This window comes from Glycomyces harbinensis, assembly GCF_900101745.1.
GTDB classification, from domain to species: domain Bacteria; phylum Actinomycetota; class Actinomycetes; order Mycobacteriales; family Micromonosporaceae; genus Glycomyces; species Glycomyces harbinensis.
Genome location: NZ_FNAD01000015.1, coordinates 1 through 17,484 on the forward strand (window position 1 = coordinate 1; position 17,484 = coordinate 17,484).

At 68.1% G+C, this 17,484-nt stretch carries 15 protein-coding genes, 1 tRNA gene and 1 rRNA gene; 10 read left to right on the forward strand and 7 right to left on the reverse strand.

Going from position 1 to position 17,484, the window contains the following annotated elements:
- Positions 1-112, reverse strand: a 16S ribosomal RNA gene (locus BLQ63_RS20665); the annotation flags it as partial.
- Positions 113-604: 492 nt separating this feature from the next.
- Positions 605-2,068 (reverse strand): GTPase ObgE, encoded by a 1,464-nt coding sequence (gene obgE / locus BLQ63_RS20670; protein ID WP_091039431.1) that lies wholly within the window; start codon positions 2,066-2,068, stop codon positions 605-607.
- Positions 2,069-2,182: 114 nt separating this feature from the next.
- Here obgE and BLQ63_RS20675 point away from each other — a divergent pair.
- A tRNA-Lys gene (locus tag BLQ63_RS20675) sits at positions 2,183-2,258 on the forward strand.
- A gap of 102 nt (positions 2,259-2,360) precedes the next feature.
- Here BLQ63_RS20675 and BLQ63_RS20680 read toward each other — a convergent pair.
- Positions 2,361-3,071, reverse strand: coding sequence for a hypothetical protein (locus BLQ63_RS20680; protein ID WP_091039432.1), 711 nt, complete (start codon positions 3,069-3,071; stop codon positions 2,361-2,363).
- A 176-nt stretch (positions 3,072-3,247) separates the two neighbouring features.
- On the opposite strand from BLQ63_RS20680, the gene phoU reads away from it, so the two are divergent.
- From phoU to pstA, 4 genes are all read left to right on the forward strand, one after another.
- Positions 3,248-3,895 (forward strand): phosphate signaling complex protein PhoU, encoded by a 648-nt coding sequence (gene phoU, locus BLQ63_RS20685; RefSeq protein ID WP_091039433.1) that lies wholly within the window; start codon positions 3,248-3,250, stop codon positions 3,893-3,895.
- A gap of 208 nt (positions 3,896-4,103) precedes the next feature.
- Positions 4,104-5,156 (forward strand): phosphate ABC transporter substrate-binding protein PstS, encoded by a 1,053-nt coding sequence (gene pstS, locus BLQ63_RS20690; RefSeq protein WP_091039559.1) that lies wholly within the window; start codon positions 4,104-4,106, stop codon positions 5,154-5,156.
- 84 nt (positions 5,157-5,240) lie between these two features.
- A complete protein-coding gene (pstC, locus tag BLQ63_RS20695) occupies positions 5,241-6,224 on the forward strand; it encodes a phosphate ABC transporter permease subunit PstC (RefSeq protein ID WP_245681029.1) in 984 nt (327 codons plus the stop codon).
- On the forward strand, positions 6,221-7,123 hold the full coding sequence (gene pstA, locus BLQ63_RS20700) for a phosphate ABC transporter permease PstA (RefSeq protein ID WP_091039435.1): 903 nt from the start codon (positions 6,221-6,223) through the stop codon (positions 7,121-7,123). Before pstC ends, pstA begins: the two co-directional genes overlap by 4 nt.
- A 122-nt stretch (positions 7,124-7,245) precedes the next feature.
- Here the strand turns inward: pstA and pstB are convergent, their stop codons facing one another.
- Entirely contained in the window at positions 7,246-8,130 is an 885-nt protein-coding gene (pstB, locus tag BLQ63_RS20705) for a phosphate ABC transporter ATP-binding protein PstB (protein ID WP_091039436.1), read from the reverse strand.
- Positions 8,131-8,322: 192 nt separating this feature from the next.
- On the opposite strand from pstB, the gene BLQ63_RS20710 reads away from it, so the two are divergent.
- The gene (locus BLQ63_RS20710) at positions 8,323-8,709 is read left to right on the forward strand and encodes a phage holin family protein (protein ID WP_091039437.1); all 387 of its coding nucleotides are present in this window, start codon (positions 8,323-8,325) and stop codon (positions 8,707-8,709) included.
- A gap of 64 nt (positions 8,710-8,773) precedes the next feature.
- Here the strand turns inward: BLQ63_RS20710 and BLQ63_RS20715 are convergent, their stop codons facing one another.
- Entirely contained in the window at positions 8,774-9,244 is a 471-nt protein-coding gene (locus BLQ63_RS20715; RefSeq protein WP_091039438.1) for a hypothetical protein, read from the reverse strand.
- 319 nt (positions 9,245-9,563) lie between these two features.
- Here BLQ63_RS20715 and BLQ63_RS20720 point away from each other — a divergent pair, with 319 nt between their 5' ends.
- Together BLQ63_RS20720 and BLQ63_RS20725 are read left to right on the forward strand one after the other, a co-directional pair.
- On the forward strand, positions 9,564-10,475 hold the full coding sequence (locus tag BLQ63_RS20720) for a cation diffusion facilitator family transporter (protein WP_091039439.1): 912 nt from the start codon (positions 9,564-9,566) through the stop codon (positions 10,473-10,475).
- Positions 10,476-10,597: 122 nt separating this feature from the next.
- On the forward strand, positions 10,598-10,771 hold the full coding sequence (locus tag BLQ63_RS20725; protein WP_091039440.1) for a DUF397 domain-containing protein: 174 nt from the start codon (positions 10,598-10,600) through the stop codon (positions 10,769-10,771).
- 56 nt (positions 10,772-10,827) lie between these two features.
- Here BLQ63_RS20725 and BLQ63_RS20730 read toward each other — a convergent pair whose 3' ends face one another.
- A complete protein-coding gene (locus BLQ63_RS20730; protein WP_177155035.1) occupies positions 10,828-11,766 on the reverse strand; it encodes a helix-turn-helix domain-containing protein in 939 nt (312 codons plus the stop codon).
- A 367-nt stretch (positions 11,767-12,133) separates the two neighbouring features.
- Here BLQ63_RS20730 and BLQ63_RS20735 point away from each other — a divergent pair, with 367 nt between their 5' ends.
- Together BLQ63_RS20735 and BLQ63_RS20740 are read left to right on the forward strand one after the other, a co-directional pair.
- Complete coding sequence (locus BLQ63_RS20735; RefSeq protein WP_143015014.1) at positions 12,134-12,385, forward strand: hypothetical protein; 252 nt, start codon at positions 12,134-12,136, stop codon at positions 12,383-12,385.
- Positions 12,386-12,562: 177 nt separating this feature from the next.
- A complete protein-coding gene (locus tag BLQ63_RS20740) occupies positions 12,563-14,272 on the forward strand; it encodes a serine/threonine protein kinase (RefSeq protein WP_091039443.1) in 1,710 nt (569 codons plus the stop codon).
- 193 nt (positions 14,273-14,465) lie between these two features.
- On the opposite strand, the gene BLQ63_RS20745 is transcribed toward BLQ63_RS20740, so the two are convergent.
- Positions 14,466-17,441 carry a UPF0182 family membrane protein gene (locus BLQ63_RS20745; RefSeq protein WP_091039444.1) on the reverse strand — a complete coding sequence of 992 codons (2,976 nt, stop codon included), beginning with the start codon at positions 17,439-17,441 and terminating at the stop codon, positions 14,466-14,468.
- Positions 17,442-17,484 lie beyond the last annotated feature (43 nt).

Genomic DNA, 17,484 nt, shown 5'->3' on the forward strand with positions numbered 1-17,484 from the left:
TTACTCACCCGTTCGCCACTCGAGTACCCGCAAGCGGGCCTTTCCGTTCGACTTGCATGTGTGAAGCACGCCGCCAGCGTTCGTCCTGAGCCAGGATCAAACTCTCCAACAAAAACCTGTTGCGCACTAACCCCTTGACGGGACCAGCGACTTTGGTATGTGTCGAAGCGATTCCTGACCGATTTTCACGAAACACCTCACGATGTTCCAAGGAAAAGACAGTCAAAAACAGTACCAACCAAACCAGCACGACAACCTAGTGCCACACCCGTTCAGCCGGCCCACACGCTGACCATCCAAACACCCTGTTGAGTTCTCAAACAACACGCCTCTAGCCAGATAGAAACTTTAAGAAGTTCCCTCTCCGACTGGAGCGGCTCCAATAACTTACCAGACCGGTTTTCGGGCCGTATTGGCCCCCCGATCGATTCGTTCGGAGTTTTACCCTTTGGTCTGGGCCAGGGCCTTTCGGCTTTCCTGTCCGTTTCCCCCTCGGGCAAAGACAAATTTACGGGATGGATAACCGGGGTTTGCAAGGGGGGTACGTGCTCGGCGCCACACCCTTGCGAACCCCGTGTTCTTGCAGCTCAGTCCGCGAATGGGCTCAACGCTTGCGGCGTTTGCCCCTCGCTTCCTCTTCCTTCGCGACTCGCTCGAGCAGTTCCGAACGGCGATCCTTGCGCTCGGCGAGCCGTTCGTCGGCGCCCTTGCGATCGTTGATCTCGAACCGGGAGTCGGTCCCGCGGGGGCTGACGGTCGCAATGACATCCGGATCGGTCGGCTGCCACTCGAACTCGTAGTCGGAGATGCGCACGATCGAACCCGGCTGCGCACCCTGCTTCGCGAGCTTGTCCTCGATGCCGAGGTTCGCGAGCCGGTCGGCGAGGTAGCCGAGGGCTTCCTCGTTCTCGAAGTTCGTCTGGCGGACCCAGCGTTCCGGCTTGGCGCCGGTGACGATGAATTCCACGTCGCCCTCGAACGCCGGGGTCACCTTCTTGATCTCGAAGCCCGAGTCGTCGACGGCGGCCGGTCGGATCACCAGTCGCGTCGCCTCGATCGGCGGCTGCGAGTCGCGGAACTGCACCACCTCCTTGGCGAAGGCGAAGTTCAGCTCCTTCAGGCCCTCGCGGCTGACCGCGCTGACCGAGTAGACGGGCCAGCCGAACTTCTCCAGGTCGCCCTGGACGTAGTCGGCCAGTTCGCGGCCGTCCGGGAGGTCGACCTTGTTGAGGACGATGATGCGGGGCCGGTCGGTGAGGCCGCCGTACTCGGTGAGCTCGTGCTCCAGGGCCTCGATGTCGGAGACCGGGTCGCGGTCGGATTCGAGGCTGGCCGTGTCGACCACATGCGCGAGGACCGCGCAGCGCTCGATGTGGCGCAGGAACTCCAGGCCGAGGCCCTTGCCGGCCGCGGCGCCCGGGATGAGGCCCGGGACGTCCGCGATGGTGTAGGTGACCTCTCCCGCGGAGACGACGCCGAGGTTCGGGGTCAAGGTCGTGAACGGATAGTCCGCGATCTTCGGCCGGGCGGCCGACATCGCGGCGATGAGCGAGGACTTCCCCGCGGAGGGGAAGCCGACGAGGCCGACGTCGGCGACGCTCTTGAGTTCGAGGGTCACGGCGAACTCGCCGCCGGACTCGCCCAGCTCGGCGAAGCCGGGGACCTTGCGCTTGGAGCTGACGAGGGCCCGGTTGCCGCGGCCGCCGCGGCCGCCCTCGGCGACCGTCACCTCGGTGCCGATGCCGGTCATGTCCGCCAGGACCTCGCCGTCGGAGTAGACGACGGTGCCGTTGGGCACGGCGACCCGGATGGACTCGCCGGACGCGCCGTCCCGGTTGGACCCCTGGCCGTGCTTGCCGTTGCCGCCCTGCAGGCGGGTCTGGAAGTGGAAGTCGAGCAGTGTGTGCACGTTCGGGTCTACGACGAAGACCACATCACCCCCATGGCCGCCGTTACCGCCGTCGGGGCCGCCGAGCGGCTTGAACTTCTCACGGTGGACCGACACACAGCCGTTGCCACCCTTGCCGGCAATGACCTGGAGATTCACTCGGTCTACGAAACTTGTCACGACTCAAGCGTAACCACCGCAGGGACCCCGGGAGCCGGTGGCCGCAGCACATGCTAAAGTTTCTCCTCGTGCGAGGGACACCGGCGAAAATGCTGGGTTGAACTCAATCATCAAGCGCCGCTAGCTCAACTGGCAGAGCAGCTGACTCTTAATCAGCGGGTTCGGGGTTCGAGTCCCTGGCGGCGCACCACACAGAGGTCCTGGTCACAGGGCCTCTTTTGGTTTTCCCCGGAGCGGTGTACGAAGCCGCGGCGGCCTCGGGCCGCCGCGGCTTTCGCGTTGTCCGCCTGCGTTACTGGACGTCGGCGAAGAGCGCGTCGACCTGGAGGAGGACGTCCTCGAGCGCGGTCTTGACGTTCGCGGGGTCGACGTCGTTCGCGTTGTAGGTGATGGAGACCACGGTCTCCAGGCTGCCGAGGGCGACGTGGAGGTACGTCGTCTGGTACTCCGGGTCGGAGACGAGGCTGTAGAGGCTGCCGGCGTCGCCGTTCGCGGTGTACTCCTCGTACTCGTAGTCGCCGTCCTCGCCGTACATCTCGGCGTCGTACTCGACGAAGTCGAGGACCTCTTCGAGGGTCTCGTAGTCGTAGAGGTTGACGTTCATCGAGTAGTAGTTCGAGGACGTGTAGAAGTAGCACGAGACGTTGTCGTAGCTGTCGTAGCTCGACGAGGAGTGCGAGCTCGACTCCGGGTCGACCGAGTCGCCGGTGGCCTCCTCGAACGCGGCCATGTCGATCTGGTCGCAGGTCTCGGACTCGAACGCCGCGGGCGGGAGCTCCTCGTACGAGGAATCGCCGCCCGTCTCTCCGCCCGTTTCACCGCCGTCGCCGGAGGGGGAGTCGTCGCCGGTCTGCTGCACGATCAGCAGGACCACCGTCATGAGGATGATGAGGATGACCACGACCGCGCCGCCGATGAGCCACAGGTTGTTCTGCTGCTGACCGGGCGGCTGGGGCTGGCCGTACTGCGGCGTCGGATAGCCCGGCTGCGAGGGGTAACTCATCTGATCTGCTCCATGGAGTCGTTCGTGCTTGCTCCCCACTCTAACGCCGATGGTCAACCGGGGTACGCCCGGAGTTTCCGCGTTCGCCCAGGCAGGACGGGGCCACCCACGTCTAGACTTGAGGTGCCCATTACGCTGCGCGTATCCGACCCCTCCCACCCCAAGATTGGTCCACTATGGCGAACGCGTTCCACCAGCATCTCGACGATCTCAACGAGCTCCTGATCGAAATGGCCCGCCGCGTCGCGGACGCGATCGAGCGGTCGGCCACGGCGCTGCTGGAGGGCGACACCGAGGCCGCCGAGGCCGTGGTCGCGGGCGACGACCACGTCAACGCGCTCCAGTTCCAGGTGGACGACCGGATCGTGGAACTCATGACGCAGTACGACCCGGTCGCGACCGACCTGCGGTTCGTGCTGGGCGCCGTGCGCATCTCCGTGGACCTGGAGCGCATGGGCGACCTGGCGAAGCACGTGGCCAAGTCGGTGCTGCTGCGCGCGCCGGCGGCCGTCATCCCCGATTCGCTGCGGCTGGACTTCGCGGCGATGGGCGCGGCCGCGGTGCGGATCTCGGAGAAGCTCGTCGGCATCCTGGAGGAGCACGACCACCTGCAGGCGACGCAGATGGGGCTCGACGACGACGAGCTCGACGCGATCCAGCAGCGCATCCACGACCAGCTGCCGACCCTGGCGTACGGGCCCCAGACGGCGGTCGACGCGGCGCTCCTGGCGCGATTCTTCGAGCGGTTCGGGGACCACGCCGTGCGCATCTCGCACCAGGTGGTCTACCTGGTCACCGGAGACGTCCACCTCGACCGTTCATAACGGATAGATCACAGCCGGGCCGAGACTCGGTTAAACTCCCTGCTCACAGCCTTGAGCGACGATCCCGTTGCGAATCGCGCTCAGTCGTTCACCTTGAGTTCAACTACAAGTCAGCAGGTGAACACCGGGTCTGGCTTTCATGGGACTCGAACAGTGAAGCAGTGACCCGGGCCGAGTCCGGGAGACGGAGTAGAGACCAGCTGTGAACATGAAACTGAACCGCCGGACCATTTTCGGCACCATTACCGCGGGCGCCCTGGCCATGAGCATGGCCGCCTGCGGCGGTGACAGCGACGACGCCAGCGGCGACGGCGACCTGGTTTCCGGTGAGATCACCGGATCCGGTGCGAGCTTCCCCGACGCCTTCTATGCGGCGGCGATCGAGGCCTACGCCGAAGTCAACCCCGACCTCATCGTGACCTACAGCGCCGACGGCTCCAGCGCCGGCAAGGAGGCGTTCGGGCAGGACCTGAACGACTTCGCCGGCACCGACTCCCTGGTCGGCGACGACGACGGACCCGAAGCGGGCTCCTTCCAGTACATCCCCACGGTCGCCGCCCCCATCACGGTGTCGTACAACCTCGAGGGCTTCGACGGCATCCAGATCGACCAGGAGACCCTCGCCGGGATCTTCCAGGGCGACATCACCGCTTGGAACGACCCCGCCCTCGTCGCCACCAACCCGGACCTGGCCCTGCCCGACACCGCGATCACCGTCGCGCACCGTTCGGACGGCTCGGGCACCACCAAGAACTTCTCGACGTTCCTCGACGAGGCCACCGACACGTGGACCCTCGGCGCGGCCGACGAGATCGAATGGCCCGAAGGCTCCATCGGCGGCGAGAAGAACACCGGTGTCGCCACCGTCATCACCCAGACCGACGGCGCGATCGGCTACGTCGACCTCGCCGACGCGACCGAGACCGGCCTCGTCACCGCCGCGATCGAGAACGCCGACGGCGCGTTCGTCCAGCCGAGCCTGGACGCCTCCACGGCCGCCCTCGCCGGCGCCGTGGTGAACGACGACCTGTCGTACAACCCGCTGAACGCCGCCGGCGCCGACTCCTACGCGATCGTCGCCCCGACGTACATCCTCATCCGCACCGAGTACGACGACGAGAACATCGCCGCCGGTGTCAAGGAATTCGTGACCTACCTGCTCACCGACGGCCAGGACATCGCCGCCGACGCGCACTTCGCCGCTCTCCCCGAAGAGCTGCGGACTCAGGCCCTCGACGCCCTCAACGAGACGATTGCCTAAGTACACCGGAGAACCGATGACCCCAACGGCCCAATCGCCGATGGGGTTTTCGGCCGTTCCGCTCACGAAACCGGAGTCACTCTCTTGACCACTACGGCAGCTCCCGAAACGCCCCCCGAGGTGGACCTCGGCGGCGAGGCCCGCTCGCGCCGAGCCGACAAGGGGTTCACCGGCCTGGTGACCTTCGCCGGGCTCACGGTCCTCATCGTCCTCGGCCTGATCCTGGTCACGACCTCGTTCCAGGCCTGGCCCGCCATCGTCCTCGACCCGGTCGAGTTCATCACCGGGACCCGCTGGTCGCCCAGCGACGAAATCTTCGGCACGCTCGGCTTCCTCTACGGCACCCTGGTCACCTCCGTCATCGCGATGATCGTCGCCGTGCCGGTGTCGATCGGCATCGCGCTGTTCATCACCGAGGTGGCGCACCGCCGCAGCCGCAAGTACATCGTGACCATCGTCGACCTCCTCGCCACCGTCCCGTCGGTGGTGTTCGGCCTGGTCGGCAGCATCGTGCTGATCCCGTGGGTCACGCCGATCTACCAGTGGTGGGCCGGGGTCGTCGCGCCCGTCCCGGGCCTGAACTCGATCTTCAACGAGACCAACACCGGCCGCAACTACTTCACCGCGGGCCTGATCCTCGCGGTCATGTGCATCCCGATCATCACCTCGATCTCGCGGGAGGTGTTCGCGACGGTGCCCGACATCGACAAGCAGGGCGCGTACGCGCTCGGCGCCACCCGCTGGGAGATGATCAAGGGCGCGATCCTCCCCCACTCCTTCGGCGGCCTGGTCGGCGCCTCGATGCTCGGCCTCGGCCGGGCCATGGGCGAGACGATCGCGGTGGCGCTGGTCATCGGCGGCTCGATCGGCATCAACGCCAACCTGTTCGCGCCGGGCAACACCATGGCCGCGGTCATCGCCCAGCAGTGGGGCGAGTCGGGCGGCCTACACACCGACGCGCTCATCGGGATCGGCGTCCTGCTCTTCGCCATCACCGTCCTGATCAACTTCCTGGCCCGCGTCGTGGTCCGGCGCGCCGAGCTCAAGATGAAGGGTGCCCACTCATGACGACGCTCACGAACGGCGGCATGACGCCTCCGGACCTGTCGGGGAAGAACCTGTCGCTGCGACGGTCCTTCGCCGACAAGGGGGCGACGCTCGGCATCGCCCTGTGCGTCCTGATCGCGGCCCTGCCGCTGGCCCTGGTGGCCTGGCAGGTCGTCTCCCGCGGCGCCTCCACGTGGAGCCTGGACTGGTTCATCGAGGAGATCCCGCGGAACTACCGCACCGAGGGCCCGGGCATGGGCCCGGCGATCGTCGGCACGCTGGCCATCACGGGCATGGCGGCGCTGCTGTCGATCCCGGTGGGCGTGCTCGGCGCGGTGTACCTCAACGAGTACGGCAAGAACAAGCCGCTGGCGCGGTTCATCCGCACCATGGCCGACGTCATGACCGGCGTCCCGTCGATCATGATGGGCCTGTTCATCTACGTCGGCTACGTGACCGTGATCGACGACCGGACCGGTTTCGCGGGGGCGCTCGCGCTCGCCTGCCTGATGCTGCCGATCGTCATCCGCTCCACCGAGGAGATGCTGCGGCTGGTCCCCGACGAGCTGCGGCAGGCCTCCTCCGGCCTGGGCGCGCGCAAGTGGCGCACGACCCTCGGCGTGGTGCTCCCGGCGGCCTCGTCGGGCATCACCTCGGGTTCGCTGCTCGCGGTCGCCCGCGCGGCCGGCGAGACCGCGCCGATCATCGTCACGGTCGGCCTGACCTACGTGTACAAGCCGGACCTGTTCGACGGCGCGAACACGACCCTGGCCGCGCAGATCTTCCGCAACGCGAGCCAGCCGTTCGCGGCCTCGCAGGACCGGGCCTGGGGCGCGGCGCTGACCCTGATCGCCATCGTCTTCCTGTTCACGATCGTGGCCCGCATCATCGCGTCGCGATTCGCGATCGACAAGCGCTAGCGCGAACCCGACTGGTCTCTCCGCGGCCCCGCACCGGAAGGTGCGGGGCCGCCGCGCTTTCGACGTGCGGCGCATAGGAAAAGGGCCCCGCCGGCCGGCGGGGCCCTCCTTTCGCGCGATGCCTAGCCGAAGCGGCCGGTGACGTAGTTCTCGGTGCGCTCGTCGGACGGGGTGGTGAAGATCCGCTGCGTGTCGTCGAACTCGACCAGGACGCCGGTGCGGGTGTCGCTGATCTCGTTGACCTCGGTGGAGAAGAACGCGGTCTTGTCGGAGACGCGCGCGGCCTGCTGCATGTTGTGGGTGACGATCACGATCGTGAACTGGCGGGCCAGGTCGACCATGAGCTCCTCGATGCGGGCGGTCGCGATCGGGTCGAGGGCCGAGCACGGCTCGTCCATGAGGACGACCTCGGGCGACAGCGCGATGGTCCGCGCGATGCACAGGCGCTGCTGCTGGCCGCCGGAGAGGGCCAGCGCGCTCTGCTTGAGTTTGTCCTTGACCTCGTCCCAGAGGGCGGCCTTCTTGAGGGAGTCCTCGACGATGCCGTCGCGCTCGGAGCGGGGGACGCCGTGGATCTTGGGCCCGTAGGCGACGTTGTCGTAGATCGACTTGGGGAAGGGGTTGGCCTTCTGGAAGACCATGCCGATGCGGCGGCGGACCTCGACGGGGTCGACGCCGGCGTCGTACAGGTTCTTGCCGTGGTAGGCGACGGTGCCTTCGACGCGGGCGCCGGGCACGAGGTCGTTCATGCGGTTGAGCGAGCGCAGGAGCGTGGACTTGCCGCAGCCGGAGGGCCCGATGAGGGCGGTGATCTCGTTCTTGGCGACGGTGAAGTTGACGTCCTTGACGGCGCGGAAGGAGCCGTAGTAGACGCTGACGTCCTTGATGTCGTAGACCGTGGGGTTGCCGAGGCCGTCGGGGTGGCGCTGGGGCGCCGACTGGGGGGCCGGTCCGATCCGACGGGGATCGACGGTGCGGCCGACTGCCGGCAGGGCCGGGTCGCTCATGGTGTCTCCTTCTGCCGGGGGCAGGTGTGGAAGCGATGGTGGGGCTGGGGCGAATATAGGCGCGGCGAATGGCCTCGACCTCGACCTTCGGTGAACTGGCGGTGAATGCGCGGGCCAGGTTCGGTCTCGCGCCGGATCGGTCCAGTTGGCGGAAACTGGACGGGAGGGCGTCCGGACGGCGATACTGGCGCCATGAGGTTTCTGGTGCGGCTCATCGTCACGGCGCTGGCGCTGTGGCTCGCCACGTGGATCGTGGGCGGGATCTTTCTCTACGGCGACTCGACGCTGGCGAAGTTCTTCTCGCTGGTGCTGGTCGCGCTGATCTTCACCTTGGTGAACACGTTCGTGAAGCCGATCATCATGCTGGTCGGCTGCGCGCTGTACGTGTTGACGCTGGGTCTGTTCGGCCTGGTGGTGAACGCCTTGATGTTCTGGCTGACCGGCTGGGTGTCGGAGCAGCTGTCACTGGGGTTCCATGTGGACGGCTTCTGGTCGGCGTTCTGGGGCGCGATCATCGTGTGGCTGGCGATGTGGATCTTCGATCTGCTGTCGCCGCGGAAGCCGCAGCCGGCGGAGTAGCCGGGGTACGGCGAAGGGGGCGACTCGGAACACGAGTCGCCCCCCTTTCGTTCGTTCCCGCCTGTCAGAAGGGCAGTCCGGTTGACGGTCCCGTCGCGGCGTCGCGAGTGTTGTCGTCGCGTTTGGACGTCTTCGCCGTGGCGGCGTTGAACGGAATGGGACCCTGGGGCCCCGGTGCCTTGCCGAGGCGCCGCCGCATGATGTTGAGGTTGTGCAGCCCGGCGAGCGCGTAGGTGCGGATGCGTTCGAACTGCTTGGTCTTCTTGGCGGTCTTGAGCTTCGCCACCGCGTTGTAGTGGAGTTTTCGCGCGCGGTCGAGGGCCGCGGCCGCCTCGGTGTCGCCGACCGAGGCCGGTGCTATGTGGAGCTGGTTGCCGAGGAGCTCGGTCCAGGCTTCGGCGTCGGTCCGGGCGCGGGCTTTTCGTCGGCGCCTGGTCTCGATGGCGGAGCGCAGTCCGAGGACCGCGGCGAAAACTAGAACGATCGCGACGATCGTGATGAACGCGATGGCAGAGGTTTCAATGGCGTCTTTCATCGTCACCCCCCGTGACCAGTGCTGCTGATGCTTGTCCGAATATTATTCCATTCCGGCCCTCCAATTGTGAAAGTCCCCCTGGTACGGCATTTCCGTGAACTTTCGGGAAAATGCCGCGGGCGGCATCGGGGGCCGGCCATGGGATCCGGGTACCCCGGACCTGGCGAATCAAGCGGGCTTCGCGCGAATCGAGGTCCCGGTCCTGATAATATGCAAAAGTACGCATGTTAGCATGAGATTTCGGCGGGGATCCTTCCGTCGGGACCAGGGCGGACGCGATCGCGCGAGCCGACCGCACCGCAACGAAGGAGGAGCCCGCATGGGCCACGACCACTCGCACGCCGGCGCCGCCTCACTGGGCGCGCGCCACCGGGGGCGGCTCTGGCTCGCCCTCGGCCTGGCGGTCGCGGTGATGCTCGTCGAGGCGGTCGCCGCCTGGTACACCCACTCGCTCGCCCTGCTCTCCGACGCCGCGCACATCGCCGGGGACGCGCTGGGCATCGCCATGGCCCTGGCCGCGATCATCGCCGTCCGGCGCGCCGGCGGCGGCCCCCGCCGCACCTTCGGCCTGTACCGGCTCGAAGTGCTCGCGGCCCTGGCGAACACGGTGCTGCTGTTCGGCGTCGCCGGATTCGTGATCGTGCAGGCCGTGCGGCGCCTGGGCGACCAGCCCGAGGTCGACTCGGTCCCCATGCTGGCGGTCGCCGTCTTCGGCCTCGCGGCGAACGTCGTCTCGCTGCTGCTCCTGCGCTCGGCGGCCGAGGAGTCCATCAACGTGCGCGGCGCCTACTTCGAAGTGGTCGGCGACGCGCTCGCCTCGGTGGGCGTCATCATCGCCGCGGTCGTCATCTTCTTCACCGGCTGGTACGCGGTCGACAGCCTCATCGCCGTGGGCGTGGGCCTGTTCATCCTGCCGCGCGCCTACCGCCTCGGGCGCGACGCGCTCCGCATTCTCCTCCAGCAGGCGCCCAAGGCGGTCGACGTCGAAGCGGTCGAGGACTCCCTCGCGACACTCGATGGAGTGAATGAGGTTCACGATCTCCATCTGTGGACATTGACTTCGGGCATGGAGGTCGCGACCGTGCACCTCGCATTGTCGTCGGACGCCGATCCCGGGTCCGTGCTCGGCGACGCCCAGCGGACGCTGGCAGAACGCTTCGGCATCGCGCACGCGACGGTCCAAATCGAGCCCGGGAGTACGGACCGGGTCTGCGATACACCGCATTGGTGAAGGCCGCGAGGTCTCTGTCCAAAACCTGATAGTGACGGATAGTCGACGTTCCCCTTGCCTCCCCCTGGTTAAGCTCGGTTCCGTCCTGGGGACTCGAAATGCTCCTTGGAAGGAGGAGATCCATGTTGACCCACGCATGGAGGAAGAGCAGCAGGTCAGGCCCCAACGGGGCCTGCGTTGAGGCCAGGCTCGCGGAAGCGGCCGTGGAGATCAGGGACACCAAGCTGACGGTGAGCCCGATCCTGCGCGCCAGCCGAGCCGACTGGCTCTCACTGCTGCGGACATCCGGCAGGTAAGAGGACGGGCGAGGGGGCGGCCATCGATACTGATGGCCGCCCCCTCGCGTCGCGTCTCAGAGCGCTTTCAGGTGGTGGGCCTGCTGCTCGATGAACTCGAGGCTGCGCCCGGGGTCGAGCGCGGCCGAGCGGAGGTAGCCGAAGATCTCGTGGAAGGGCTGCACGTCGGCGCCCTCCTCGTAGACGTCGCCGTTGTGGCCCTCGATGTAGACCACGTCGGGGTGGCGGTAGCCGGGGTCGACCTCGCCTTCGAGGGGCCCGAAGCCGAGGATCGTGAACGAGGAGAGCATCCCCGGGTAGGCGCCGCCCTCGAAGGGCAGCACCTGGAGGTGCACGTTCGGCAGCGAGCCCAGTTCCAGGAGGTTCTGGAGCTGGTCGATCATGACCTTCGGCCCGCCGAGGACGCGGCGCACCGCGGCCTCGTCGATGACGTTCCAGATCTTCAGGTCGCCGCGCAGGCGCTGCTGGCGCTCCATGCGCAGGTCGATCCGCTGCTCGCGGTAGCGCTGGGACTGCTCCGGGACCATGCTGAAGGTCGCCTTGGCGTACTCGCGGGTCTGCAGGAGGCCGTTGATGATCAGGCCGTCGTACAGGTTGAGGCTGGAGGCGTCCTGCTCGAGCCCGACGTAGGTCGCGTACGGCGGCGAGATCGTGTCGGAGTAGCGGGCCCACCAGCCGCGCTTGCGCCCGTCCCGGGCCAGGCGCACGAGCTCCTCGACGAGGTCGGCGTCCTCGACCCCGTAGACCTCGACCAGCGCCTGGACGTCGCGGGGCTTGATGCCCACCCGGCCCAGTTCCATGCGGTAGATCGTGGAGCTGGTGACCTCCAGGGCGTCCGCCGCGTCGTTGGCGTCTTTACCGGACTTCTCTCGCAGCTCGCGCAGGATCTTCCCGGCGCGGCGTCGGCGGACGGTGGGGCTGCCGCTCGAAGGCATCGCCTTGCCTCCCAACTTCTTCGGCAGATCGCTCTCAGCGTGGTCGTTCGCTGTTCCCATTTGACACCCTGATCTCTCCGGAATCGGTGAGGACGCACCGTCGGCTGCGGGCTTCCGGCCGCTCGCCCGGGTAACGTCTGCAGCGATCACTCGCGGCTGGGGGAATAGCCACCCGATCCGGTTATACCTCTTGCATCCAAAATCTGCATGTGCAATTCTACTGTACGGAGGGGCTACCGCCTCCCCCGACTGTACCGATTCGACACCGCGACTCGGCATCGACCAGGTCCCATCCGGACTCCCGAGCCCGATCATTCAGGGCCGCAAGGAGTTCGGAACGATTCGAACACCGGAAAGGCAGCCCGCGTTGCGCAGCCCGTACACACTCGAGAATCCCCCGCCGGACGAGCCTCCGCGGGAAGTGCTGGTGCCGAGCCTCTGGCGTGTCCAGGCGCGCTGGTGGAAGCGGCACACTCCCGCGCTGGACCAGCGGGGCGTCAAGCACCCCGTGTGCTCGCACTGCGGACAGTCCTGGCCGTGCCACTCGTGGGCGTGCTGGGACGGACAGCTCGGCCAGGCCGTCGGCGGGCCCCCCGTCACCGGGCGCACCGAGGCGCCCGCCCCGACCGAACCCTCCCGCGTCCTCGCGCTCAGCGGCGTCGACGCCGAGAAGCACTAGCCCCAGGACGCGGCGCCGCGCACGGTACGCGGCGTCGCAATTCCCCCTTCCGGGCCCAAGTTCGCCCGACCCAGCGCGTAGCCTCGGCCGCCCCCGGTCGTTAGACCTCAGAGATGATCCGACTCTTAGGCGAATTTACGGCTTGCTAGCTACGCCGCGAAGGGGAAAGCCGGCCCGATGCTGAGCACTCGCAACCTCAAGACAGGCGATGTCCTGGACGGGCGGTACCGGCTCGAACGCCGCATAGGCGGCGGAGGCATGGGCGACGTCTGGGAGGGCACCGACACGATCCTGTGGCGGACCGTCGCGGTCAAGGTCCTCCTCGCCGACCTGGTCGACGACCGCGGCTTCCGCGAGCGCTTCCGCCGCGAGGCGCGCGCCATCGCCGTCATGCAGGGTCCCGGGGTCGTCGAGGTCTACGACTACGGCGAGATCGAGGACGAGGACGCCCAGCTGGCGTACCTCATCATGGAGTACGTCGACGGCAAGCCGCTCTCGCGCCTGCTCGGCCTGTGGGGCAAGCTGCCCGTGGAGAACGCGCTGCGCGTCGTCGGCGGGGTCGCCGAGGCGCTCCAGGTCGCCCATGCCGCCGGGATCGTGCACCGCGACATCAAACCCGGGAACATCCTCGTCCGCGGCGACGGCTCGGTCGTCCTGGTGGACTTCGGGATCGCCCGCGTGAGCCACAACCTCACCCTGACCACGACCGGCGTCGTGCTCGGCACCGTCACGTACATGTCCCCCGAGCAGGCCGCCGGGGAGAACCTCACCCCCGCCTCCGACCTGTACTCGCTCGGCGTCGTGGCCCACCAGTGCCTGGCCGGTTCGCCGCCGTTCCGCGCCGACACCCCGCTCGGGGTGCTCTCGGCGCACCTGCGCAACGCCCCGCCGGCGCTGCCGCCCGAGATCCCGTTCGAGGTCACCGAGATCGTGCGCCGCTCGCTCCAGAAGGACCCTTCGGCGCGCTGGCCCGACGCGGCCTCGCTCGCCGAGGTCTGCCGCAGGACGCGCGAGGCGATCCTGACCGGCCGCGGCGCTCCCGGTCCGGCCCGGACCCGGCCGATGCCCGGGCAGCAGCAGAGCCCGCCGTCCGGATCGCACACGGGGGCGCATCGCCGCCCCGCGGCCGGGACCGCGGTGCGGGCGCTGTCGCCCCAGAACCCGCACACCGGCGGGCACACGCTGCCGCCGTTCACCGGCGCGCACACCGGCGCCCATGTCGTCGCGCCGCCCGCGGCGCCGACCGTGCCCGAGCCGGTCCAGGAGGAGTCGCGCCCGCGCAGGAAGGCCCTGTGGCTGTCGCTGGCCGGGACGCTCGCGGGCCTGGTCGCGGTCGGCGCGATCGCCTCGACGCTGCCGTGGGGCGACGCCGACGACGCCGGCACGCTGCCTGCCAACGAGTCGGGTCCGGGCGACGCGGAACTCCAGGGCCAGGACGGCGACGGGGGCCCGTGGGACGGCGAGGACGGCGGCGAAGACGGCGGGACCGGGCCGCCCGGCCCCAGCGAGTCCGCCACGGACGAGGGCGCTTCGGCGCCGGAAGAGGGTCCGGCGGGAACGTCCGGGCCGTCGCTGAGCCCGAGCGGGCCGGCGAGCCCGAGCGAGTCGAGCTCGCCGTCCCCGCCCGCGAAGTCGACCGTGCCGAACGTGGTCGCGCAGTCCGAGGCCGACGCCCGCTCGCGGATCGAGGAGTCGGGGCTCAACACCGCGGTCGAGTACGAGGGCGACGGCGAGATGAAGTGCAGTGTGGTGCGCCAGTCCCCCAGCGCCGGAAGCGAAGTCGACCCCGGTACTTCGGTGCAGATCACGGTCCGGCGCGCGGCCGACGCCGAGGCCTGCAAATCCGAGTACGAAGAGACGCCCGGGCCCGACGGCGGCGAGCAGTAGCGGGCGGCGATCGGCCGGCCGCACCACTTACCATCCCTAACCCCCACCCACCCGGGGACCGTATCGGCAAGCCTCCCCTCCGGGTGTGACAGGAACACGGGGCCGGCGGCGGTCGGTCACCCGAAAGCGTGACCAAAGGTGAAAGCGCCCGGCGGCCGAATGGCCGCCGGGCGCTTTCGTCGTCGCTGATGCGTTACTGGCCCGCGGCCTGCCTCGCGGCTTCGAGTTCGTCGAGGGCGGCGAGCAGGTCGTCGAGCGCCCGGCCTTCCTCCTCGTTCGTGCCCGAGGCCTGGGCCTCCTCATAGGCCGTCTGCGCGGCGAGCACGTTCTCGATCGCGGCCTCGACCTCCGGCGGATCGGCGGGGGCCGGGGCCTCCGTCGTCGGCGCCTCGGTCGTCGGCGTCTCCGAGGGGGTCTCGCTCGGCGTCTCCTCGCCGTCCTCCCCCTCGGTCTGCTCGGCCTCGCTCGGCGCGCCCGAGACGTACTTCTCGACCACCATCGCCACGGCGTCCTCGAACGACGGGGCGAAGCCCACGTAACCGCCGTAGCTGATCGCCACGTTCGTCAACCGCGGCAGGTCCTCGCCCTCGCCGCCGGCCTGTCGGCGCAGGTACATCGGTTCGAGGTAGAGGATGCCGTCGCCAACGGGCAGCGCGAGCAGGTTGCCCCATTCGACCGTGGTGCCCGCCTGCTGGGCGTCGCGCAGCGTCGTCACCACCTCCGAAGTGGACGTGATGATCTGGTGGATCTGTCTCACCGACTGGTCGTCGCCGCCCACCACGTCGTAGACCTTGAGCTGCGGATCGCCGTTCTCGTCGTAGTAGCCCGACATGAGGCTGGCCATCGCGTTCGGCCGGTTCCTCGGCGTGAAGCTGCCGGTCAGCTGGAAGTACGGCTGGTCCTGCTCCGGATAGGTCGCGTAGACGTAGTAGGCCGGCTGCGTGACCTCGGAGTTCTGCGACGGGTCCGACGGCGTGGCCCAGGCCTCGCCGCCCTCGATGAACGTCCGCGACTCGTCCACGTGGTAGCGCTGGAGGAGGCTCCGCTGGATCTTGAACAGGTCCTGCGGGTAGCGGAAGTGGTCCTGGAGCAACTCGGGGGTCTCGTCCTTGGGGACGATGAGGTCGCCGCCGTAGATCGAGTTCCAGGCCTCGAGGATCGGGTCCTCTTCGTCGAACTCGTAGAGGGTCACCGAGCCGTCGTAGGCGTTGACGACGGCCTTGACCGAGGAGCGGATGTAGTTGATCTCCTCGGAGGACTGGTTGGCGACGCCCTGGCCGGAGTAGGTGTCGTTCGTCGCCTCGGCGAGGTTGACCCTGTCGGAGTAGGGGAAGTCGTTGGTCGTGGTGTAGCCGTCGACGATCCACACGATCTCGCCGTCGACCACGGCCGGGTAAGGGTCGGCCTCGACGGTCAGGAACGGCGCGACCTCTTGCACGCGGTCGCGGATGTTCCGGTTGTACAGCAGCTGCGATTCGTCGTTGATCTGGTCGGACAGCAGGAAGCGGGGCTCCTGGAACTCCCAGGCGTAGAGCAGCCGCTGCCCGATGGAGCCGATGTCGACGCCGCCGTCGCCTTCGTAGGTGGTGTAGCGGTCGTCGCCGATCTCCTCGGCGGGCACTTCGGCGTCGTCCTGGTCGCTGACGGCCACGTCGATGGGCCGGTCGTACTCGCGGGGCGTGTCGCCGTCGGGGACGCCGACGATCGCGTACTCGTCGTTGAGGAGGCCGTAGTAGATCTGCGGCTTCTCGACGTCGATGATGTCGTTGCCGATCTGGCAGTTGCCCGCGTCGTCGGAGAGCACGCCCGAGGTGAAGCAGGGGGCGCCCGAGTCGCTCTCGGTGGTCGAGGCGGAGACGAAGCCCCAGCCGTGCGTGTAGACGGTGTGGGCGACGGTCCAGTCCTGCTGCTCGTCGGTGAGCTGGCTCGGGTTGAGCTCGCGCAGGCCGACGACGAAGTCCTGGGTGACCTCCTGGCCGTTCTCGTCGGTGTACGTGTACCGGTCGATGTCGAGCTTCTCGTTGAAGTCGTAGAAGCTTCGCGGCTGCTGGGCCTGCGTGAACGCGTCCGAGACCACGAACGGGTCGATGAGGCGCACGAACGGGACCGTGGACTGGTCGGCGGCCATGGCCTCGGCGTCGGGCTGGGAGGCGACCGGGTAGGTCGTGGTCTCCAGGTCCTCCATGCCGTAGGCGTATCGGGTGCCGTCGATGGTGTGCTGCGCGTAGGGGCCCTCGCGCTGGGGGCGGTTGGGCTCGACCTGGAAGTTGCGCACCACGGCGGGGTAGATGCCGCCGGCGGCGATCGCGGTGACCACGACGAGGCCGAGGGCCGCGGCGGGGAGGGCGAGCGAGCGGGTGAAGCCCCACGAGAAGATCAGGATGACGACGGCCGCGATCACGGAGACCCAGATGAGCGCGTTCTTGGCGTTCATGAGGGCGGTCATCTCGGTGTAGCCGCCGCCGACGATGTCGGTGACGGGGTTGTCCTGGGTGGTGAAGTCGAAGCGGTCGAAGTAGTACGCGACGGCCTTGAGCCCCAGGAAGAGCGCGACGAGCACCGAGAGGTGGATGCGCGCGACGTTGGTCATGCGGTCGCCGGTGCCGGAGAACCGCAGGGCGCCGTAGAGGTAGTAGGCGCTCAGGGAGGCGAGGATGCCCACGACCACCGCGGCGAACCCGAAGCCGATGAGGAACTGCCAGAACGGGAGCTCGAAGACGTAGAACCCGGCGTCCATCTTCAGGACCGGGTCGGTCCAGCCGAAGTCGCCGCCCTCGCGGAACAGCAGCCAGGTCTCCCAGCGGCTCTGGGCGGACATGCCGGCGAAGATGCCGACGACGACGGAGACGCCGCCGATCCACCAGCCGGCGCGCGGCGAGATGAGTTCGCGGTAGCGCTCCAGGCCCTCCTGCTCGCTCGTCGCCGGCCAGGTGTCGGGCCGGAAGCGGTAGGCGAGGTAGAGGTTGAGGCCGCACCAGGCGGCCATCGCGAGGGTGAAGGCGCCGAAGAGTCCGAGCCTGGTCCACATCATCGTCGAGAACACTTCCGTGTACCCGACGGAGTCGTACCACAGGTAGTCGGTGCGGAGGCTCACGAGCCAGCCGAGCACCGACAGGAGGACTATGGCGCCCACGAGCATGACCAGGACGTAGCGTCCTCGTCGGCTCATCCGTGGGGGGGTGGGCGTCCGGTTCGCCACTACAGCTACTCCT

Bases quoted from the DNA above. Each gene is read 5' to 3' on its own strand.
- BLQ63_RS20680 (WP_091039432.1), bottom strand. From the start codon at position 3,071: ATGAGTTACCCCTCGCAGCCGGGCTATCCGACGCCGCAGTACGGCCAG.
- phoU (WP_091039433.1), top strand. From the start codon at position 3,248: ATGGCGAACGCGTTCCACCAGCATCTCGACGATCTCAACGAGCTCCTG.
- pstS (WP_091039559.1), top strand. From the start codon at position 4,104: ATGAAACTGAACCGCCGGACCATTTTCGGCACCATTACCGCGGGCGCC.
- pstA (WP_091039435.1), top strand. From the start codon at position 6,221: ATGACGACGCTCACGAACGGCGGCATGACGCCTCCGGACCTGTCGGGG.
- pstB (WP_091039436.1), bottom strand. From the start codon at position 8,130: ATGAGCGACCCGGCCCTGCCGGCAGTCGGCCGCACCGTCGATCCCCGT.
- BLQ63_RS20710 (WP_091039437.1), top strand. From the start codon at position 8,323: ATGAGGTTTCTGGTGCGGCTCATCGTCACGGCGCTGGCGCTGTGGCTC.
- BLQ63_RS20715 (WP_091039438.1), bottom strand. From the start codon at position 9,244: ATGAAAGACGCCATTGAAACCTCTGCCATCGCGTTCATCACGATCGTC.
- BLQ63_RS20720 (WP_091039439.1), top strand. From the start codon at position 9,564: ATGGGCCACGACCACTCGCACGCCGGCGCCGCCTCACTGGGCGCGCGC.
- BLQ63_RS20725 (WP_091039440.1), top strand. From the start codon at position 10,598: ATGTTGACCCACGCATGGAGGAAGAGCAGCAGGTCAGGCCCCAACGGG.
- BLQ63_RS20730 (WP_177155035.1), bottom strand. From the start codon at position 11,766: ATGGGAACAGCGAACGACCACGCTGAGAGCGATCTGCCGAAGAAGTTG.
- BLQ63_RS20740 (WP_091039443.1), top strand. From the start codon at position 12,563: ATGCTGAGCACTCGCAACCTCAAGACAGGCGATGTCCTGGACGGGCGG.
- BLQ63_RS20745 (WP_091039444.1), bottom strand. From the start codon at position 17,441: ATGAGCCGACGAGGACGCTACGTCCTGGTCATGCTCGTGGGCGCCATA.